This is a genomic window from Chitinophaga cymbidii, from assembly GCF_007992715.1.
In the GTDB taxonomy this organism is placed as follows: Bacteria; Bacteroidota; Bacteroidia; order Chitinophagales; family Chitinophagaceae; genus Chitinophaga; species Chitinophaga cymbidii.
Genome location: NZ_BKAU01000002.1, coordinates 757,914 through 773,106, shown reverse-complemented (window position 1 = coordinate 773,106; position 15,193 = coordinate 757,914). Strand labels below are relative to the sequence as shown.

At 52.4% G+C, this 15,193-nt stretch carries 10 protein-coding genes and 2 tRNA genes; 4 read left to right on the top strand and 8 right to left on the bottom strand.

What is annotated here, in order from left to right; all coding sequences use genetic code 11:
- Nucleotides 1-123 precede the first annotated feature (123 nt).
- Complete coding sequence (locus tag CCY01nite_RS14360; RefSeq protein WP_146862852.1) at nucleotides 124-1,908, top strand: ulvan lysase-like protein; 1,785 nt, start codon at nucleotides 124-126, stop codon at nucleotides 1,906-1,908.
- A gap of 47 nt (nucleotides 1,909-1,955) precedes the next feature.
- Here the strand turns inward: CCY01nite_RS14360 and CCY01nite_RS14355 are convergent, their stop codons facing one another.
- The 7 genes from CCY01nite_RS14355 to CCY01nite_RS14325 all read right to left on the bottom strand — a co-directional run bounded on the left by CCY01nite_RS14355 (nucleotide 1,956) and on the right by CCY01nite_RS14325 (nucleotide 11,694).
- On the bottom strand, nucleotides 1,956-3,230 hold the full coding sequence (locus CCY01nite_RS14355) for a polysaccharide pyruvyl transferase family protein (protein WP_146862849.1): 1,275 nt from the start codon (nucleotides 3,228-3,230) through the stop codon (nucleotides 1,956-1,958).
- A gap of 23 nt (nucleotides 3,231-3,253) precedes the next feature.
- Nucleotides 3,254-4,705 carry a RagB/SusD family nutrient uptake outer membrane protein gene (locus CCY01nite_RS14350; RefSeq protein WP_222614386.1) on the bottom strand — a complete coding sequence of 484 codons (1,452 nt, stop codon included), beginning with the start codon at nucleotides 4,703-4,705 and terminating at the stop codon, nucleotides 3,254-3,256.
- A gap of 10 nt (nucleotides 4,706-4,715) precedes the next feature.
- Nucleotides 4,716-8,033, bottom strand: a complete 3,318-nt coding sequence (locus CCY01nite_RS14345) for a TonB-dependent receptor (protein ID WP_146862846.1) — start codon at nucleotides 8,031-8,033, stop codon at nucleotides 4,716-4,718.
- Between the two features lie 237 nt (nucleotides 8,034-8,270).
- Entirely contained in the window at nucleotides 8,271-9,395 is a 1,125-nt protein-coding gene (locus tag CCY01nite_RS14340; protein ID WP_146862843.1) for a FecR family protein, read from the bottom strand.
- A gap of 59 nt (nucleotides 9,396-9,454) precedes the next feature.
- Nucleotides 9,455-10,045, bottom strand: a complete 591-nt coding sequence (locus CCY01nite_RS14335) for an RNA polymerase sigma factor (protein WP_186831055.1) — start codon at nucleotides 10,043-10,045, stop codon at nucleotides 9,455-9,457.
- 368 nt (nucleotides 10,046-10,413) lie between these two features.
- A tRNA-Leu gene (locus CCY01nite_RS14330) sits at nucleotides 10,414-10,500 on the bottom strand.
- A 51-nt stretch (nucleotides 10,501-10,551) separates the two neighbouring features.
- A complete protein-coding gene (locus CCY01nite_RS14325) occupies nucleotides 10,552-11,694 on the bottom strand; it encodes a sensor histidine kinase (protein WP_146862837.1) in 1,143 nt (380 codons plus the stop codon).
- 128 nt (nucleotides 11,695-11,822) lie between these two features.
- On the opposite strand from CCY01nite_RS14325, the gene CCY01nite_RS14320 reads away from it, so the two are divergent.
- The 3 genes from CCY01nite_RS14320 to CCY01nite_RS14310 all read left to right on the top strand — a co-directional run bounded on the left by CCY01nite_RS14320 (nucleotide 11,823) and on the right by CCY01nite_RS14310 (nucleotide 14,657).
- Nucleotides 11,823-12,878 carry a glycosyltransferase family 2 protein gene (locus tag CCY01nite_RS14320; RefSeq protein ID WP_146862834.1) on the top strand — a complete coding sequence of 352 codons (1,056 nt, stop codon included), beginning with the start codon at nucleotides 11,823-11,825 and terminating at the stop codon, nucleotides 12,876-12,878.
- A 663-nt stretch (nucleotides 12,879-13,541) separates the two neighbouring features.
- Nucleotides 13,542-13,739, top strand: a complete 198-nt coding sequence (locus CCY01nite_RS14315; protein WP_146862832.1) for a hypothetical protein — start codon at nucleotides 13,542-13,544, stop codon at nucleotides 13,737-13,739.
- Nucleotides 13,740-13,865: 126 nt separating this feature from the next.
- Complete coding sequence (locus CCY01nite_RS14310; RefSeq protein ID WP_186831054.1) at nucleotides 13,866-14,657, top strand: hypothetical protein; 792 nt, start codon at nucleotides 13,866-13,868, stop codon at nucleotides 14,655-14,657.
- 361 nt (nucleotides 14,658-15,018) lie between these two features.
- Here CCY01nite_RS14310 and CCY01nite_RS14305 read toward each other — a convergent pair.
- Nucleotides 15,019-15,091: transfer RNA gene (locus tag CCY01nite_RS14305), tRNA-Gly, on the bottom strand.
- Nucleotides 15,092-15,193: the final 102 nt, after the last annotated feature.

The window sequence follows — 15,193 nt, the reverse complement described above, 5'->3', positions numbered from 1 at the left end:
TACGATATGACAGACTATGGGTTAAAGCTGCTTTTCATTTTACCGTTTGTTGTTTTTGTTTCATCAACAGGCCGGGCGCAAAATGCCAGCCTTAAAGCAGCATACGCTGCAACATTAGTTCAGTTGGCCGATGTGTTGCTGGACCATCAGTTAAAAGATAAGAAGAACCCGGATTTCGGCGCCCTGCAATGTGACTACGATAAAGTACTGCACACGAGGGCTTCAGAAGCAGTATATCCTTTCGCCATAGCTTACAAAATTACAGGCAGCCGAAAATACCTTGACGCGGCCATCCGCACCGGTAACTGGCTCATCAAACAGCAGGAGCCAAATGGCAGCTGGAAGGAAACCCCGGAAGAATGGACGGGTACCACCACCGACCAGGCGCTCATGTTAATCCTGGCATGGGACCATCTGGCCGGCCGGCTGGGCAAAACTGAAAAAGCCAGTTGGCGCAATGCCATCATTAAAGCAGCTGATTACCTTCACAAAACGATGACGCCCGAATTTGCAAGCATCAATTACGTGGCCACCACATGCGCTACCCTGGCCAGTGCGGCCCGTCTTTTAAAGGACGAAAAGTATTCACGCCGTGCGAAGGAACTCGCGCATCGCACCATCTCGAAAATGGACGAGGATGGCTTTTTAAATGGTGAAGGAGGGCGTACGCATGCCAATAAACTGGGAACAGACCTGGGCTACAGCATGGAAATGTCATTGTGGGGACTGGGGCTCTATGCAAAATTAACGGGCGATACATTGGTGAACAACGCAGTTAAACATGCATTGAAAAGCCATCTTTATTTTATTTATCCCGATGGTTCGATGGACAATTCATGGGGTATCCGCTCCAACAAATGGACAACCTACGGCGGCGCAACCTCTGATGGTTGCCAGGTTTTGTTTTCGTTATATGCCGATGAAGATCCCAGGTATGCGTCAGCCTCATTGAAGAACCTGCAATACCTGCGGAAAAACATCCTGGCCAGCGGTCTCATTGCCTATGGCCCGCAGCACGAAGAGGTGATGGACTTTCCCCCCTGCATCTATCCCACTTTTACCAAGGCTAAAAACCTGGCAATGGCTTATGAACTGGAAAAAAAGCAAAACAGAACGCTGGCTAAACTGCCCAGCGAAGCAACAGGATGGGTAAACCATTTTAAAACGGTCAATGTAGCTTTGCTGCGGACTGCCAACTTTATGGCAACCGTTACTTCTTATGGGTATAAAGACTACAAGGCCGGCGCTAAAAGCAAATACATGTACCGTCCCGCCGGTGGAGCAATTTCCAGCCTGTGGGTAAAGGGCCATGGCTATTTAACAGCATCCAGTGTAACCGAATATTCCAGACCTGAACCGATGAGCTTTCCGGAAGTACCTGGTGTGAAATCCCTGACGCCACGGATAGCATTTACCGATAGCCTGGGCTACTTCACCAATCTTTTTGAATTTGACAGCAGAATGGAGGTAAAACAAGGGAGGACCAACCGTTTTGAAGTGAGTGTATCGGGCGAATTGAAGGATAGGAACTGGCTTGCCGCAGGTGTGGGTTATCGTATGAATTACCAGTTTTCTGACAGCGCAGTGGTAAAAACAATCCGCCTGATCTATCATGACGCGCGTCCCGTAATAAAGATCATCGAACCGATCATCCATTACAAGGGGATGGTGTTTACAAAAACGGACGCTCAAACAATTTTAATTAAAGCAGGTGACAAGCTGTTCAGGTTTAAGCTGCTTTCCGGCGATGCCGTGTTGAATATTGGTAAGGATGCAGAACATTACTGGGCGCCATATCCGGCATTAAAGGCTTTCCCTTTGGAGCTGGAACTGAAACCTGCAGAGGATAGTTTTACGCAGGAGATCAGTTATGAATTATCTGTTGTGCGTATGTTTTCAGAAGATTGAACAAAGGCCGCCCGCAACAATTAGCGGGCAGCCCATCCCTTCTTCACTTATGCATTCAGCTTGCTTTTCAACACGCCCATTGTTTCCCGTTGTTTATCTTCTACAAACTGCTGTCCCTTCTTTGCCAGCTGTTTTGCCGCGGCGGGGTCTTTGGCCATGGCCAGTGCGGCGGGCAATATTTTGGGGATGTCTGCCTCATTGTCCATATCAAACAGCCACTCGCCCAGGCCAATGTCCCGCCACATTATGCCTTTGCTGGTTTGTTCATGAAAGCGGCCTACCATGGCCGGAATGCCGTTGCCGATGCACATAATGGGAGAGTGCATTTCCAGCCCGAACATGCCGGCGGAGCGGCGGTAGGTGCTGACCGCTTCGTCTGTCAGCCAGTAACGGTCGCGCCAAACCACTTTTGCTTTTACAGCTTCCGGCAGTCTATCGTACAAAATTTCTTTGCCCAGTTTTACCTGTGTTTCATCTTCCGGGCAGATGAGTATTTTCATGGGTGTTTGCCGTACCACTTCCACAATGGCTTCACGGATGGGGGCGTTGTCATGCTCTCTCATCTCCTGGTTGCGTGCGTTCTTTTTTTCGTCTAGCGGACGCTTTTTGGAAGGTATTTCCCAATACGGGGTGAAACGCTGCCGAGGTATCACGCAAAGGAACTTGCCTGCTTCCAGCCCGTGTTCTTTCATGAAAGCCTCTGCCGCTGCATCGTTCTGCAGGTCTACTGCAAAGGCGCCGTCTGGCGCAAAGCCCATAATGGGACATTTCACACCATGGTCTTTCGCAAACTGCAGCGAAATGGAATCCCGGAAATAGGCAAACTGCGCCTTGGTGAGCAGCTCCACTTCTGTGGGGAAAGCCGCTTTGGCGGTGGCAGACGGCTCTCCATAGTAGCCGGGGAAGGTAATGCCATAAATGCCGTAAGGCTTGCCGGTGGCGGCCCAGCGCGCTACGTCTTTGCGAGCTGTCAGGGAAGGGCCGGAGCCATGCATCAGAAAATCAGACTGGGCAATAGCCGCGTCTATTGCTTCTTTGCCCTCCACTATTTTTACTTTCGGGAAACGCCGCTGCAGCATTTCTTTCACGCCGTTATCTACACTGGAAGGCCAGAGTATAACGTCCGCATCGGGAATATGTTTTTCCAGCAGCGCGAGCACGCCGGGGGTATGGCCAATATCCCCGATGTTGACGGTTTGCCATGAAGAGCGGAGCAAGATGGTTTTCTTTTTGCTGTTGCAGGAGCTGGCCAGTGAGGGCAGGCCCGCCAGCAATGCCAGCATGGCCGGCGTTTGGGTCAGAAAGTGTCTGCGTGTATACATGATGTTGTTATTGTTTTAATGAATCAATAGCCTGGGTTTTGTTCCAGCGTGGGGCTGGCGTCCATAACAGACAGCGGGATGGGGAACAGTACATGGAAGGGTTGTATCTGCGCATTCCGGTTGTAGCCGTTCTCCGCCTTCACGGCGTCTACCAGCCTGCCGGTGCGCACCAGGTCGAAGCGGCGGTTGTTCTCAAAAGCCAGCTCCAGCCTTCTTTCCAGCCAAACGGCCTCTTTGAAAGCCTGGTAGCTCAGTCCGCTCAGGTCTGCCAGCCCGGCGCGCGCGCGCACATCGTTCAACGCCGTATAGGCTTCAACGGTAGGGGCGCCGGCAGCTTCATTGGCGGCTTCTGCGTATATGAGCAACACGTCCGCATACCGCAATACCGGCCTGCTGGTGCCTTCGCCACCGTTGGTTTTGGCGCTTCTGTCCCACAGCTTCTGAAAAGATACGGCTTTGCTGGGATCGGGGTCTGTGATGGAAAGATTGGTAGTAACGCCGTTGTAGGTATAGGAGGTCATGAAGGTAACAGGCTTCCGCTTGTCGTTAGCCGCATAAGCGTTGAAGAGGCTTTCCGTGGGCCTTGCAATGGCAGAGCCGCCGCCGGGGAAAATAGGCGCCGCGCGCGGGCCATAGCCACGCCCTGTGCCGTGACCGTAAACGTCTGTGAGGTATTGCACTTCCAGCATGTTTTCCTTGCCGCCGCGGGCGGTGAGTGCAAAAGCGTCCGCAAAATTGTCGTAGAGTCCATACACCTTCTGGTCTATCACTTCTTTGGCTTTGGCGGCAGCCCTGGCCCAGAAGGGAGAGCTTTTGTCCGTACCCGCGCGGGTGAGGTATACCTTTGCCAGCAATCCTTTGGCGGCTCCTGCAGTCACCCTGCCGGCGTCCGCAGCGGGATAGCTGGGTGGCAGTACGTTTTCCGCTTCCGTGAGGTCTTTCTCTATCTGCGCATATACTTCGTCAACGCTTTTACGCGGTATGTCCAGTCCTTCCAGTGTAGCCGTTTCCGTAATGGTTATGGGCACGCCGCCATAGAGGCGTACCAGGTTGAAGTAGTGCAGGGCGCGCAGCACCTTGGCTTCCGCTATGTACCTGTTTTTCAGGTCTTCGTTCATGGGAATGCCGGGCAGCCTGTCTATCACCGTATTAGACCGGTTGATGCCTGCATAGGCGCCGCTGTAAACGTTGATGAAAGAATTGGAAGGCGTGAGGTTGTACCGCCAGAGCAGCACCCTGTCTGCGGCGCCGGAAAGGAAAGGCACAGCGTCGTCCGTAGTCACCAGGTCCGGGAAAGGGTCCAGCACGCCCATGTTCTTGTAACACACGCCCAGGGCGGACTTCGCGTCTTCCGCTGTTTTATAGTAGGTGGCGTTGGTGAGGTTGGTAACAGATGCAATGTCCAGCTGCTTTTCGCAGGCGGTGCCCGTCAATAGTGTACCCACCATCAGCATATATATTGTTTGTTTGATCATCTTCATAAGATTAAAATTTCAGGTTAATGCCTGCCAGCACGGTTTTGGCTGCCGGATAGGTACCATAGTCAAGCCCCTGGCTGAGAGAGGAGCTGCCGTAGCGGTTTACCTCCGGGTCGTAGCCATTGTACCGGGTAATGGTGAACAGGTTCTGCGCGGCAATGTACACCTTCAGGGAGTTGACATGCAGACGGCTGAGCCAGCGCTGCGGCAGGTTGTAGCCCAATGAAATATTCTTGAAGCGGAGGTAAGAGCCGTCTTCCACCTGGAAGCTGCTGAGCACACGGGAGCCGCCTGCCGCGTTGGCGCGGGGCATGCTATTGCTGGGGTGCTGCGGCGTCCAGCGGTCCAGTACGCGGGCGCTCTGGTTGTTGCCAGCGGTGAGGTTCAGCAGGTCAAAGTTGCCGTAGTTCAGTATCTCGTTCCCATAGTTGCCCTGTATGAACACGTTCAGCTCTATACCTTTGTAAGTGAAAGTATTATTAAGGCCGCCGAAAAGATCAGGGTTGGAATTACCGATGATGTCCCTGTCGTTATCATTGATCACACCGTCGTTATTGCGGTCTTTGTAACGGATGTCTCCGGGTTTGGCGGTTTTCTGGGCGGAGGCGTCTATTTCTTCCTTGCTCTGGAAGATGCCATCCATCACCAGCCCGTAAAAATTGCCAAGGGAGCTGCCTACCTGCAGCAGGATGGGATTGATGGTGGTGTTGAAAAGGCGGGCATCCGCGCCGGCGGTGAAACTTTCCCGGCCATCCAGCCGCAGTACCTTGTTACGGTTGAAGGTGATGTTGAAATCGGTGGTCCACCGGAAATCACGCCGGTCTATGTTCACGCTGGCCAGCGCCAGTTCCACGCCCCGGTTACGCACACTGCCAATGTTCTTGAGCGTGGTGGTGAAGCCGGAAGAGGTGGGCACGCTCACGGAAAACAGCAGGTCAGCGGTTTTTTTATTGTAATAGTCGGCCGTGAGCTGAAGGCGGTTGTTGAAGAAAGCCAGGTCTATACCGGCATCGAACTGCGCGTTCTTCTCCCAGCGCAGGTCAGGGTTGGCAATGCCGGAGGTATGGGCGGAAGACTGCAGGGTACCGCCCAGTACGTATTGGGAAATGGCAATATTGGCCAGGTATTGATAATCCCCTATTTCCTGGTTGCCGGAAAGACCATAGCTCACGCGCACTTTGGCATCGGAGAAAATGGACTGCTGCTGCATGAAGCGCTCGTTCATCAGCTTCCAGGCCAGCGCGCCGGAGGGGAAGATGCCGAATTTGCGCCGCGGGCCGAAGCGGCTGGAACCATCACGCCGGGCGGTAAGGGTGAGCAGGAAACGGTCGTCAAACCCGTAATTGACGCGCGCAATGTAAGAGATCAGTTTCCAGTTGCTGGCGTCCGAACTGGGGGATACCAGCGTAGAGCCCGCCTCCAGGTTGTTGTACCGGGCAAAGTCGTCAGAAAAAGTATTGGCCCTTGCCGTAGCGTTTTCTGTGCTCAGGCCCTGGATGGTATAGCCCAGCAGTGCGTTGAGAGAATGACGGTGGCCCAGTTGGCGGGTGTAATGCAGCGTGTTCTCATTGAGCCAGTTGATGCTTTGCGAGTTAGCCACAGCGGCGGAACCGCCAAGGGAAGCGCCGGCCAGGGCTTTGCGCGTGGTGTAGTTGTTGGTTTTGGAGGCTTGCAGGTCTGCGCCAAGGCTGGCGCGGAAATGCAGCCCGTCAATGATCTCGTAGTCCAGGTAAGTGTTGGCCAGCAGGCGCAGCACGGAATTTTTGTTGATGATCTCGTTGGCAACAGCCAGCGGATTATCTACGCCGTACCCGTTCAGCGAGCCCTGGTTTTTATAATAGCTGCCGTCTTCATTGAACACAGGGAAGGTAGGGGAATAGCTCAGGGCTGAGCTGGTAACGCCGCCGCCTTCTGTACCGTCTACATCCGTTTTGGCGCTGTTGCTCTGCGTGTAGGCGCCCTGCATGGAAAGGCCCGTCTTTACGCGGGAACTGATGTCGTTAGTGAGGTTGGCGCGCAGGGTATACCGTTTGAAGCCGGAGTTTTTGATGATGCCCTGCTGGTCATAATACCCTGCTGAAATGGAGTAGCGGGATTTTTCAGTGCCGCCGCTCACGCCCAGCTGGTGGTTCTGGATGGGCGCATTGCGCAATATAACATCCTGCCAGTCTGTGCCTTCTCCGAAAGTTTCCGGCAGCGCCCTTTCCGGAGTGCTGCCGTTAAAATAAGGCGCCGCGCCGTTGTTGATCAGCGCTTCGTTCACGAACAATGCGAACTGCTGCGCGTTCAGCAGCGGAATAGTTCTGCGTGCGGATTGCGAGCCATAGTAGCCGTTGTAGCTCACCACGGCCTTGCCCGGCCTGCCTTGTTTGGTGGTGACCATCACTACGCCGTTAGAGCCCCTGGAGCCATAGATGGCAGTAGCGGAAGCATCTTTCAGTATTTCGATAGATGCTACGTCGTCTGCGTTAATGGAATTAAGCCCACCGGATACGGGGAAGCCGTCTATCACGTATAAGGGGTCGTTGCCGGCATTCACGGAGCCGGAACCGCGTATGCGGATAGTGGCCGCACCGCCCGGCCGCGCGGAGTTGGTGGTAACCTGTACGCCCGCGGCGCGGCCCTGCATGGCCCTGTCTAATGAGGGAATGGGGGTTGATTTGATGGCCTCTTCTCCCACTTTGGCCACTGCGCCGGTGAGGTCGCTTTTCTTCACCGTGCCGTACCCTACCACCACCGTTTCATTAAGGCTGCTGGCAGATTCTTTGAGCATAATGCTCACCGCGCCGCTGCGGGCCGTCAGCTCCTGCGGCTCAAAACCCAGTGAGCTGACCTGCAGCACTGCGCCAGGCCGCACGCCTTTCAGGGAAAAGTGGCCGTTGCCGTCTGTGTTGGTGCCATGCATAGTGCCTTTCACCAGCACGGTAGCGCCCGGCACCGGCCCGCCTTTGGAATCTGTAACCCTGCCGGTGGCCGTGATCAGCGAGTCTGCCGCGGGCCCCGGCGGCGCTTCGGGCGGGTTGCCGGCAGGCCGGCGTTTAATGATGATGCTGTTGCCTTCAAGAGTGTAGCTGAGCGGCTGGTCTTTTATACAAAGATCCAGCACCTGCTTCAGTGAGGCGTTCTTAACAGACAGCGTAACCGGCGCTGTATTGCGCAGCACTCTTTCGCCATAGATCACAGACACGCCGGTGTGCGCGGTGATTTTCTTGAACAGTTTTTGCAGCGGTACGTTTTTGACCGACAGCGTTACCTGCTGTGAAAGACCGGTTGCACTCACGTGCATGCATGTTACAAAGAGGATAAATGCAGTGATCTTGATCATTTTACACAACGTAGTTAAAAGCCTGTGCCGGCGCAGGGCTTTTTCATTCGCATTAAAATACATACTTTAGCAGTGTTTGGTAGTCTAACAATAGTCCTTCTCAGATTATCGGGAATACCAGATGCAACCGGGAGTGTAGCAACCACTTCCGGTTTTTTTGTGTATTCCCGTAAAAGCTTTATTTGCTGTTTTTATCTGGTTGAAATAATTACGTGGCGTTTTTGTGTTGTTGTATGATTATGGCAGTACCGTTATTTTTCTCCCTTCCAGTTGCAGGTGGTTAAACCCGCTGCCCTCCAGCATATGCAGTACGGCTTCCAGGTTCATAGTACGACTGATGGCCCCGCCATACAGCTCCGCGTTGGGTTTTACATGGTACACTACTTCTACGTTGTACCAGCGCGATACCTCTCTTAATATCATTTCAAGGTCCATGTTGTCAAACAGGAAAAGGCCATTCTTCCAGGCAATGGCTTTGGCCGTATCTGCCTGCTGCACGGCAATGTGCGTGCCGCCGCCTTCCAGCACCGCCTGTTGCCCCGGCCGCAGCGTTTGTGCAACCGCTGCATTCTTTACCCTTACAGCCCCGCTCAGCAGCGTGGTGTTAACGGCCTTTTCATCTTCATAAGCCATCACGTCAAAACGGGTGCCCAGCACTTGTACCTCCATATCATTCACCTTTACCACAAAGGGTTGGGAAGATGCCTGCGCTATTTCAAAGTAGCCCTGGCCTTTCAGCTCCACCACTCTTTGCTGCCCGGTGAAGGCGGTGGGGTAGCGGAGAGAGGAGGCGGAATTGAGCCATACCTTGCTGCCGTCTGGCAGGGTGATGCCAAAACGGCCGCCTTTGGGCGTTACCAGGGTATTGATCTGGGAAGCCCGGTTGCCCGCGGTATAATGCAGCTGGCCATTGCTTTGACGGATGTTCCGGCGTATCTGCTGGTTGCCCGCACTGTCTAGCGGTACGGTGGTGCCGTCTGCCAATACTAGCGTGGCCTGGTTGTAACCGGGCTGTACCTTGCTGTTTACACCGGCGGTCTGCACCGGAACCGCGGGCCGCTCCTGCCGCAGCATGTACAGCAACCCGGCGCCCGCTATGGCCAGCGTAATGGCAGCTGCCAGCCAGTAAACAGGGCGGCGGTTGCGTTCCGCGCGGCGTGCTCTCCCGAGAATAGCGCCGGCCAGCTCCGCTTCTTTTTCAGGGGGCAATGGTGGATGATCGGCCGTTTCCAGCAGATGCTGCACTGCATCGGGGAGGCGCAGGTCCCCGTCTTTCACCAGTTGCAGGAACTCTTCCACCTCCGGCGGCGTAAGCGTACCGTTAATGTAGCCCTGCAGCAATATGTCGAATCTTGTAGGCATGTGTTATGTATAAAGACACATCCCGGTAGGAATATTACTAGTCTCCCGTAAAAAAATTCTCAGAGGCCCGCCTGTAACAGGCAGATAAGCAGTAAAGTGCCCGTGGTGGCGCGTTCCAGAAAGTGACGGATGTTCACCAACGCCTGGGCCAGGTGGTTACGTACGGTATGCTGGCTGATGTTGAGCCGGGCGGCTATCTCTTCCTGCTTCAGTCCTTTTTCCTTGCTCAGCTGGTAGACGAGGCGCTGCCGGTCAGGCAGGTGGGCAATGGCCTGGTGGAGAAAACCGCGGGATTCCTTTCTCAGCAAGGCCTGCTCAGGATTGTCCGCAGACTCGCTGAAATATTCCAGTAAAGCATCGGTAAACTGCAGGTTGTGGGATTTTTTGCGCAGTTCGTTCAGGATGTGATGCCGCGCGCTGGTATAGAGGTAGGCTTTCAGGTTTTCCACGCCGGTAAGGCTGGCGCGGCTGAGCCAGATCTTGAGGAACACTTCCTGCACCATGTCTTCTGCCAGCCCGGCAGATTTGGTCATGATAAAAGCAACGTTGTAAATGTGATGACTGTACAGGTGAAAGAACTCGCGGAACGCAGATTCATCGCCTTCGGAGAGGCGTACGGACAATGATTCCGGGTGATGAGTGCGGTCCATTTTCATAACGTTGCGTGGAGGTACTAAAATATATAAAACTTTTCAGCATTCGGAATAGTCCGAAGAAAAAGTACCGCTATGAGATCATACAAAACAAACCGGGGCATATAGATGTACGCAGCCTGAGTGTTGACATCAATGGCTTCAGGACTTTCGCTGATAAAGATGAAATTGATGGAATTGAGGACACTGACGGGCGAAAGAAAAATAAGTCCTTAGTTCGATTTATCCGGAAAAGTTGACTTTTGACGGACGAAGTTTTCGAACTAAAAGAGTGAATGAGGACGTTCGGCTGATATTCATGCCGGATAAGGGTTTTCGCCAAAAAGAAAACGAGACAAACGAGGATCTTCCTCATTTGTCTCGTGTGGTGCGGAGGAGGAGATTCGAACTCCCAAGCCCTTTCAGGCACTACCACCTCAAAGTAGCGCGTCTACCAATTTCGCCACCTCCGCGGTTATTAGGGTGTGCAAAAATAAATCCTTTTTGAGAATAAGCAAATATTTTTATTTCCGCAGCCATATCCGGAACGTTGTACCCTTGTTCACCTCCGACCATTTCACGGACAAACGGCCCTTATGATAGTCCTGGATGATCCTTTTGGCAAGGGAAAGCCCCAGCCCCCACCCTCTTTTTTTGGTGCTGAAGCCGGGGTGGAAAATTTTGTCGTGGTAAGCTTTGGGGATGCCTTTTCCGGTATCGGTTACATCAATGGTAATGTGCGCGAGATGGTTTTCGATCAGCACAATGATCTCTCCCTTGCCTTCCATCGCGTCCAGCGCGTTTTTCAGCAGGTTTTCCACTACCCAGTCGAACAGCGGGGGCGAGATCATCGCTACTACCTCCCGCTCTTCGGATTGCAGCCTGAACTGCACTTTCTGCGGGGCGCGCTTCCGGATGTAGGCGACCATATTGGCTACCTGCTCCACGATGTTCCGCTCTTCCAGGTTCGGCACGCTGCCGATCTTCGAAAAACGGTCGGTGATCAGCTTCAGGCGGTCCACATCCTTCGCCATCTCCGTTACCATCGGCACGATCTCCTCCTTTTCCTTCAATATTTCCAGCCAGGCTTCCATAGACGACAGCGGCGTACCCAGCTGGTGGGCGGTTTCCTTCGCCATGCCTACCCACACCAGGTTCTGCGTGGCCCTGTTGGTAGACGACAGGGCAAACAGCACAATACCAATGAACAGCGCCACCACCAGCAACTGTATATAGGGATAATACCGCACCTGCTTCAGGATCAGCGAATCTCCGTAGTAGATATAGTTATTGGTCTTTGCGTCGATGGCCATGATAAAGGGGGGATGCTGCTTCCGGAAATCGTTCAGCTCGTTTTGCAGGTAGCTGCCATTGGCGGTCACTGCCGCGGAATCCAGGTTACGGTGATCGATGATATTGCCATGATCGTCCGTCAGGATGATGGGAATAGTCGTGTTGGTGCGGATGATCTCTACCGCCAGGTTGAGATTGGCGTCCGGCGAGGCTTTCAGCAGCTCCTGGTTGGCTTCCACCCAGGTGGCTACCTTTTTGGTTTCTTCCTGCTGGATCTTTTCAGACAAATTATTCACAAACCAGATGGTGGTCACGATAATGACCACCGCCACGGCTACCAATGTAAATTTCCAGCCTATAAATTGTTTAAACATCTGCCTGATAATAAAGCCACAATCAACCTGACTGTTAACTATCAACTAAATTAGTAATATTCGGAGGCTTTGTTGCATATTTGCAACGCTAAAAAAATTTATTCGTCACGGACTAAAACGGAACTCTTTTGTCGAAATTGCCTTCAGTAGCGGTCGTAATACTCAACTGGAACGGACGGGCTTTCCTGGAAAGCTTTCTTCCCTCCGTTTGCGCGTCCGCGTATGATGGCAACCTGGAGATCTATGTGGCGGACAATGCGTCTACAGACGACAGCGTGGCCTTTGTGGAAGGTCATTTCCCGGCAGTAAAGATCATCCGCAACGCCAGCAACAGCGGTTTTGCGGGTGGTTACAACGAAGCGCTGCAACAGGTGAAGGCGGACATATTCGTGCTGCTGAACCAGGATGTGGAAGTGGAACCGGACTGGATCAACCCGGTGATCAACGCCATGATGGAAGACCCTACCATTGCGGCCTGCCAGCCAAAGCTGCGGGCTTATCATGAGCGGGACAGCTTTGAATATGCCGGTGCGGCCGGTGGATGGATGGACATCCTGGGATATACGTTCTGCCGTGGGCGGATATTATACACAACGGAAAAGGACAAGGGGCAGTATGACACGCCGCAGGACATCTTCTGGGCCAGCGGAGCCGCGCTGTTCATCCGTTCCGACTGCTTTTTTGAAGTGGGCGGCTTCGATCCTTATTTCTTTGCGCATATGGAGGAGGTAGACCTTTGCTGGCGCCTGCAGCGGGCGGGGTACCGCATTACCTTCTGCCCCCGGTCCACCGTATATCACGTGGGCGGCGGCAGCCTGCCGCAGGGCAATCCCCGCAAGCTGTACCTCAATTTCCGCAATAATCTCATCATGCTTTGCAAAAACCTGCATTTCGATGAGCAGTGGATCATCCTCTCCCAACGGCATTTCCTGGACTTCCTGGCGGCCCTTAAAAGCCTCGTGGCCGGAAAACCACGTGATATGGCCGCGATCTTCCGCGCATACCGCGATTATTACCGCTGGCGCCGCACCGAAGAAAAAAAGGCGCACGACATCTTCCCCCGGAAAAAACTATATGACCTCAAAGGCGTTTTCCGCGGTATCATGATCTGGCGGTATTACTTCCTCAACAAGCGTACTTTCAACGTGCTGACGCATTTCAGGAAGCGGATCAATAATATTTAAACACTATATGAAATACTATTGATAACCATCGATTTGCTACAACAAATTTGTAATAGGGACGCTTTTTGAATGTAAAAGTTCGCTACCTTTATACTCAATTTAATGCTTGAGTAATGGCAAATAACAATATCATTACGATTATTATCGCGCTCATATTCTTTTCAACACTCTCTGTTCCTCTTTTCAAAATTCTGAAAAGCAGGCTTGTTCATTTTAGCAAGATCAAAATCAAAAGTAAAAGTGGCGAAACTGCAGAGCTGGACCTCGGCAAAAAGAATGATGTAAATACTGTAATAAGCTTTACAGATATATTTTTAGGCCTTAAATAGTTATTGTTTGGCAACCGCAAAACCCCAGCTATCATCAACTAAAGCACTTAAAAATAATGTAGATAACATAGCAGGAGCCGGAGGAGGTATGCTATTGGTAAGCCTGGCGCAGAATCTGCCCGAAAGTAACCCATATAAATCCTGGTTAATAATTTTGGCGCCTCCCGTTACTTTATTCAATGCTGCGGGATAAAAGAGAACAGGTAAGATTATCCACTGTAGAAGAGCTGATCAAGCATTTTGAAACGATTACAGCATCCTGACCGAAATCAGCATCGGAATATTTGGACTTTGCGGATTTACTTTGTAAGTTTGCGTTGCGAAAAAAATACATATGGAGCATACAGTTGAAAATAAGAATGATTTTACCCGTGACTGGGTGTCTTCCTCCCGTTTCCTGTTTTACGTGAAAATTGCCTGTATTCTGGCATTTGTATTGGGCGGTTGTTATAAACTCTATCAACACCGTTACAAAGGCAAGCCGAAAGTAGCCGTACCAGAAAGCAGCCTCTACGAACCGAAGTATAAATAATTCTATATACAAGATAGAAAGCCGCGCTCCGTGAGTGCGGCTTTTTTTATGCTCCTTCACTAATTCCCCTGCCCAACCTTCTCCCGAAATAAGTGTTATATTCATGTATCAACAAAATCGCACCCAATGGCAAAACAAACTTCTTTGTTCACCTTCACAGGGAAAGCCGGCAATATGATCGGCTATTACCGGGACGGTAAACACTACTTCCGCAGCATGCCGGAAACCGTCCGGCAAACGACTGCCACCCGCAGCGCAGCACAGCGCTTCGGCGCGGCCAGCAGCAAAGCCCGCCTCATCCGCAGCGCATTTGCCAATGACCTCGATGTTCATTGCGACGGCGGGCATATCAACCGCCTGAACAAAACGATCATCAAAGGCGGCATCCGTAACACCGAAGCCATTGCAGGCTTCCGCTTTAACCAGCATACGGGAACAGACCGTTTCTTTACCGTAGCGCCAACGCTCTCGGAAGACGGCATACTGCATATCCCACCGCAGGCGCTGCCGCAGTGCAGGGGTATCTCCACGCTGGAAGTAAAAGTGATCGCCGCCCGCATCCACTTCGGGGAGCGCCGGGTAACGGGCACTGAAACCGCCATGATCGTGCTGGATACCCGCGAAGCATTCGCAGGCGCGGCGCTGAATGTAGATGTCCCCGGCAAGGGAACCCTGATCGTGGCCTTGCAGGTAAGAGGCATGTGTGGCAACCGGGCGTCCTTTAACAGAAAGTACCTCGCCGCAGATATCATTGCCGTGCAGGAGCCGCAGACAAAGCAGGTCTTCCACCAACCGGAACACCAGCAACAGGTGATGCTGCAGCAGCGGCTGCAATCGCTGGCTGCCCCCACGCATCAACAAACCGGCCAAGGTTCGGCATACGCCGCCGCATCCCCGCCTGTCATCCAACGGGAATAAGCCATTCCCCGCCAGCGGATGCATTTTGTTGAGTAAACTATCCATTGAACTACCCTCCCATACTACATTTCCAGTCAATTTTCCTCAAGCGCCTGTTCTTGTGAAAGGCTTGCCATTGCCCGGATATCCCGCTTACCAGATTTTTCAACCCCACACCAAATGCAGACCATCTCCGCATCAAGTCCACCTTGCCCGGTGCGATCCTTCAGTGATCACATAGCGATCCGATACTGATCATAATATGAACAGCTGCGCGAAATAAGGGAATCAATAAGAAGCTAGCGGATATTTCAGGCCGGAAGGAAACTGCATGGCACAAAAAAAAGCCTGATTGATATCAATCAGGCTTTTTTGCTTTCTGAGCGGAAGACCGGGCTCGAACCGGCCACCCCGACCTTGGCAAGGTCGTGCTCTACCAAATGAGCTACTTCCGCATTTGCCGTTTTGGGATTGCAAAAATAGGAAAGAGTTTGAATTCAGCAAATAAAAATTTTTCATACTGCTGTAAAACTTTATCATTGTAAATCATTACCATA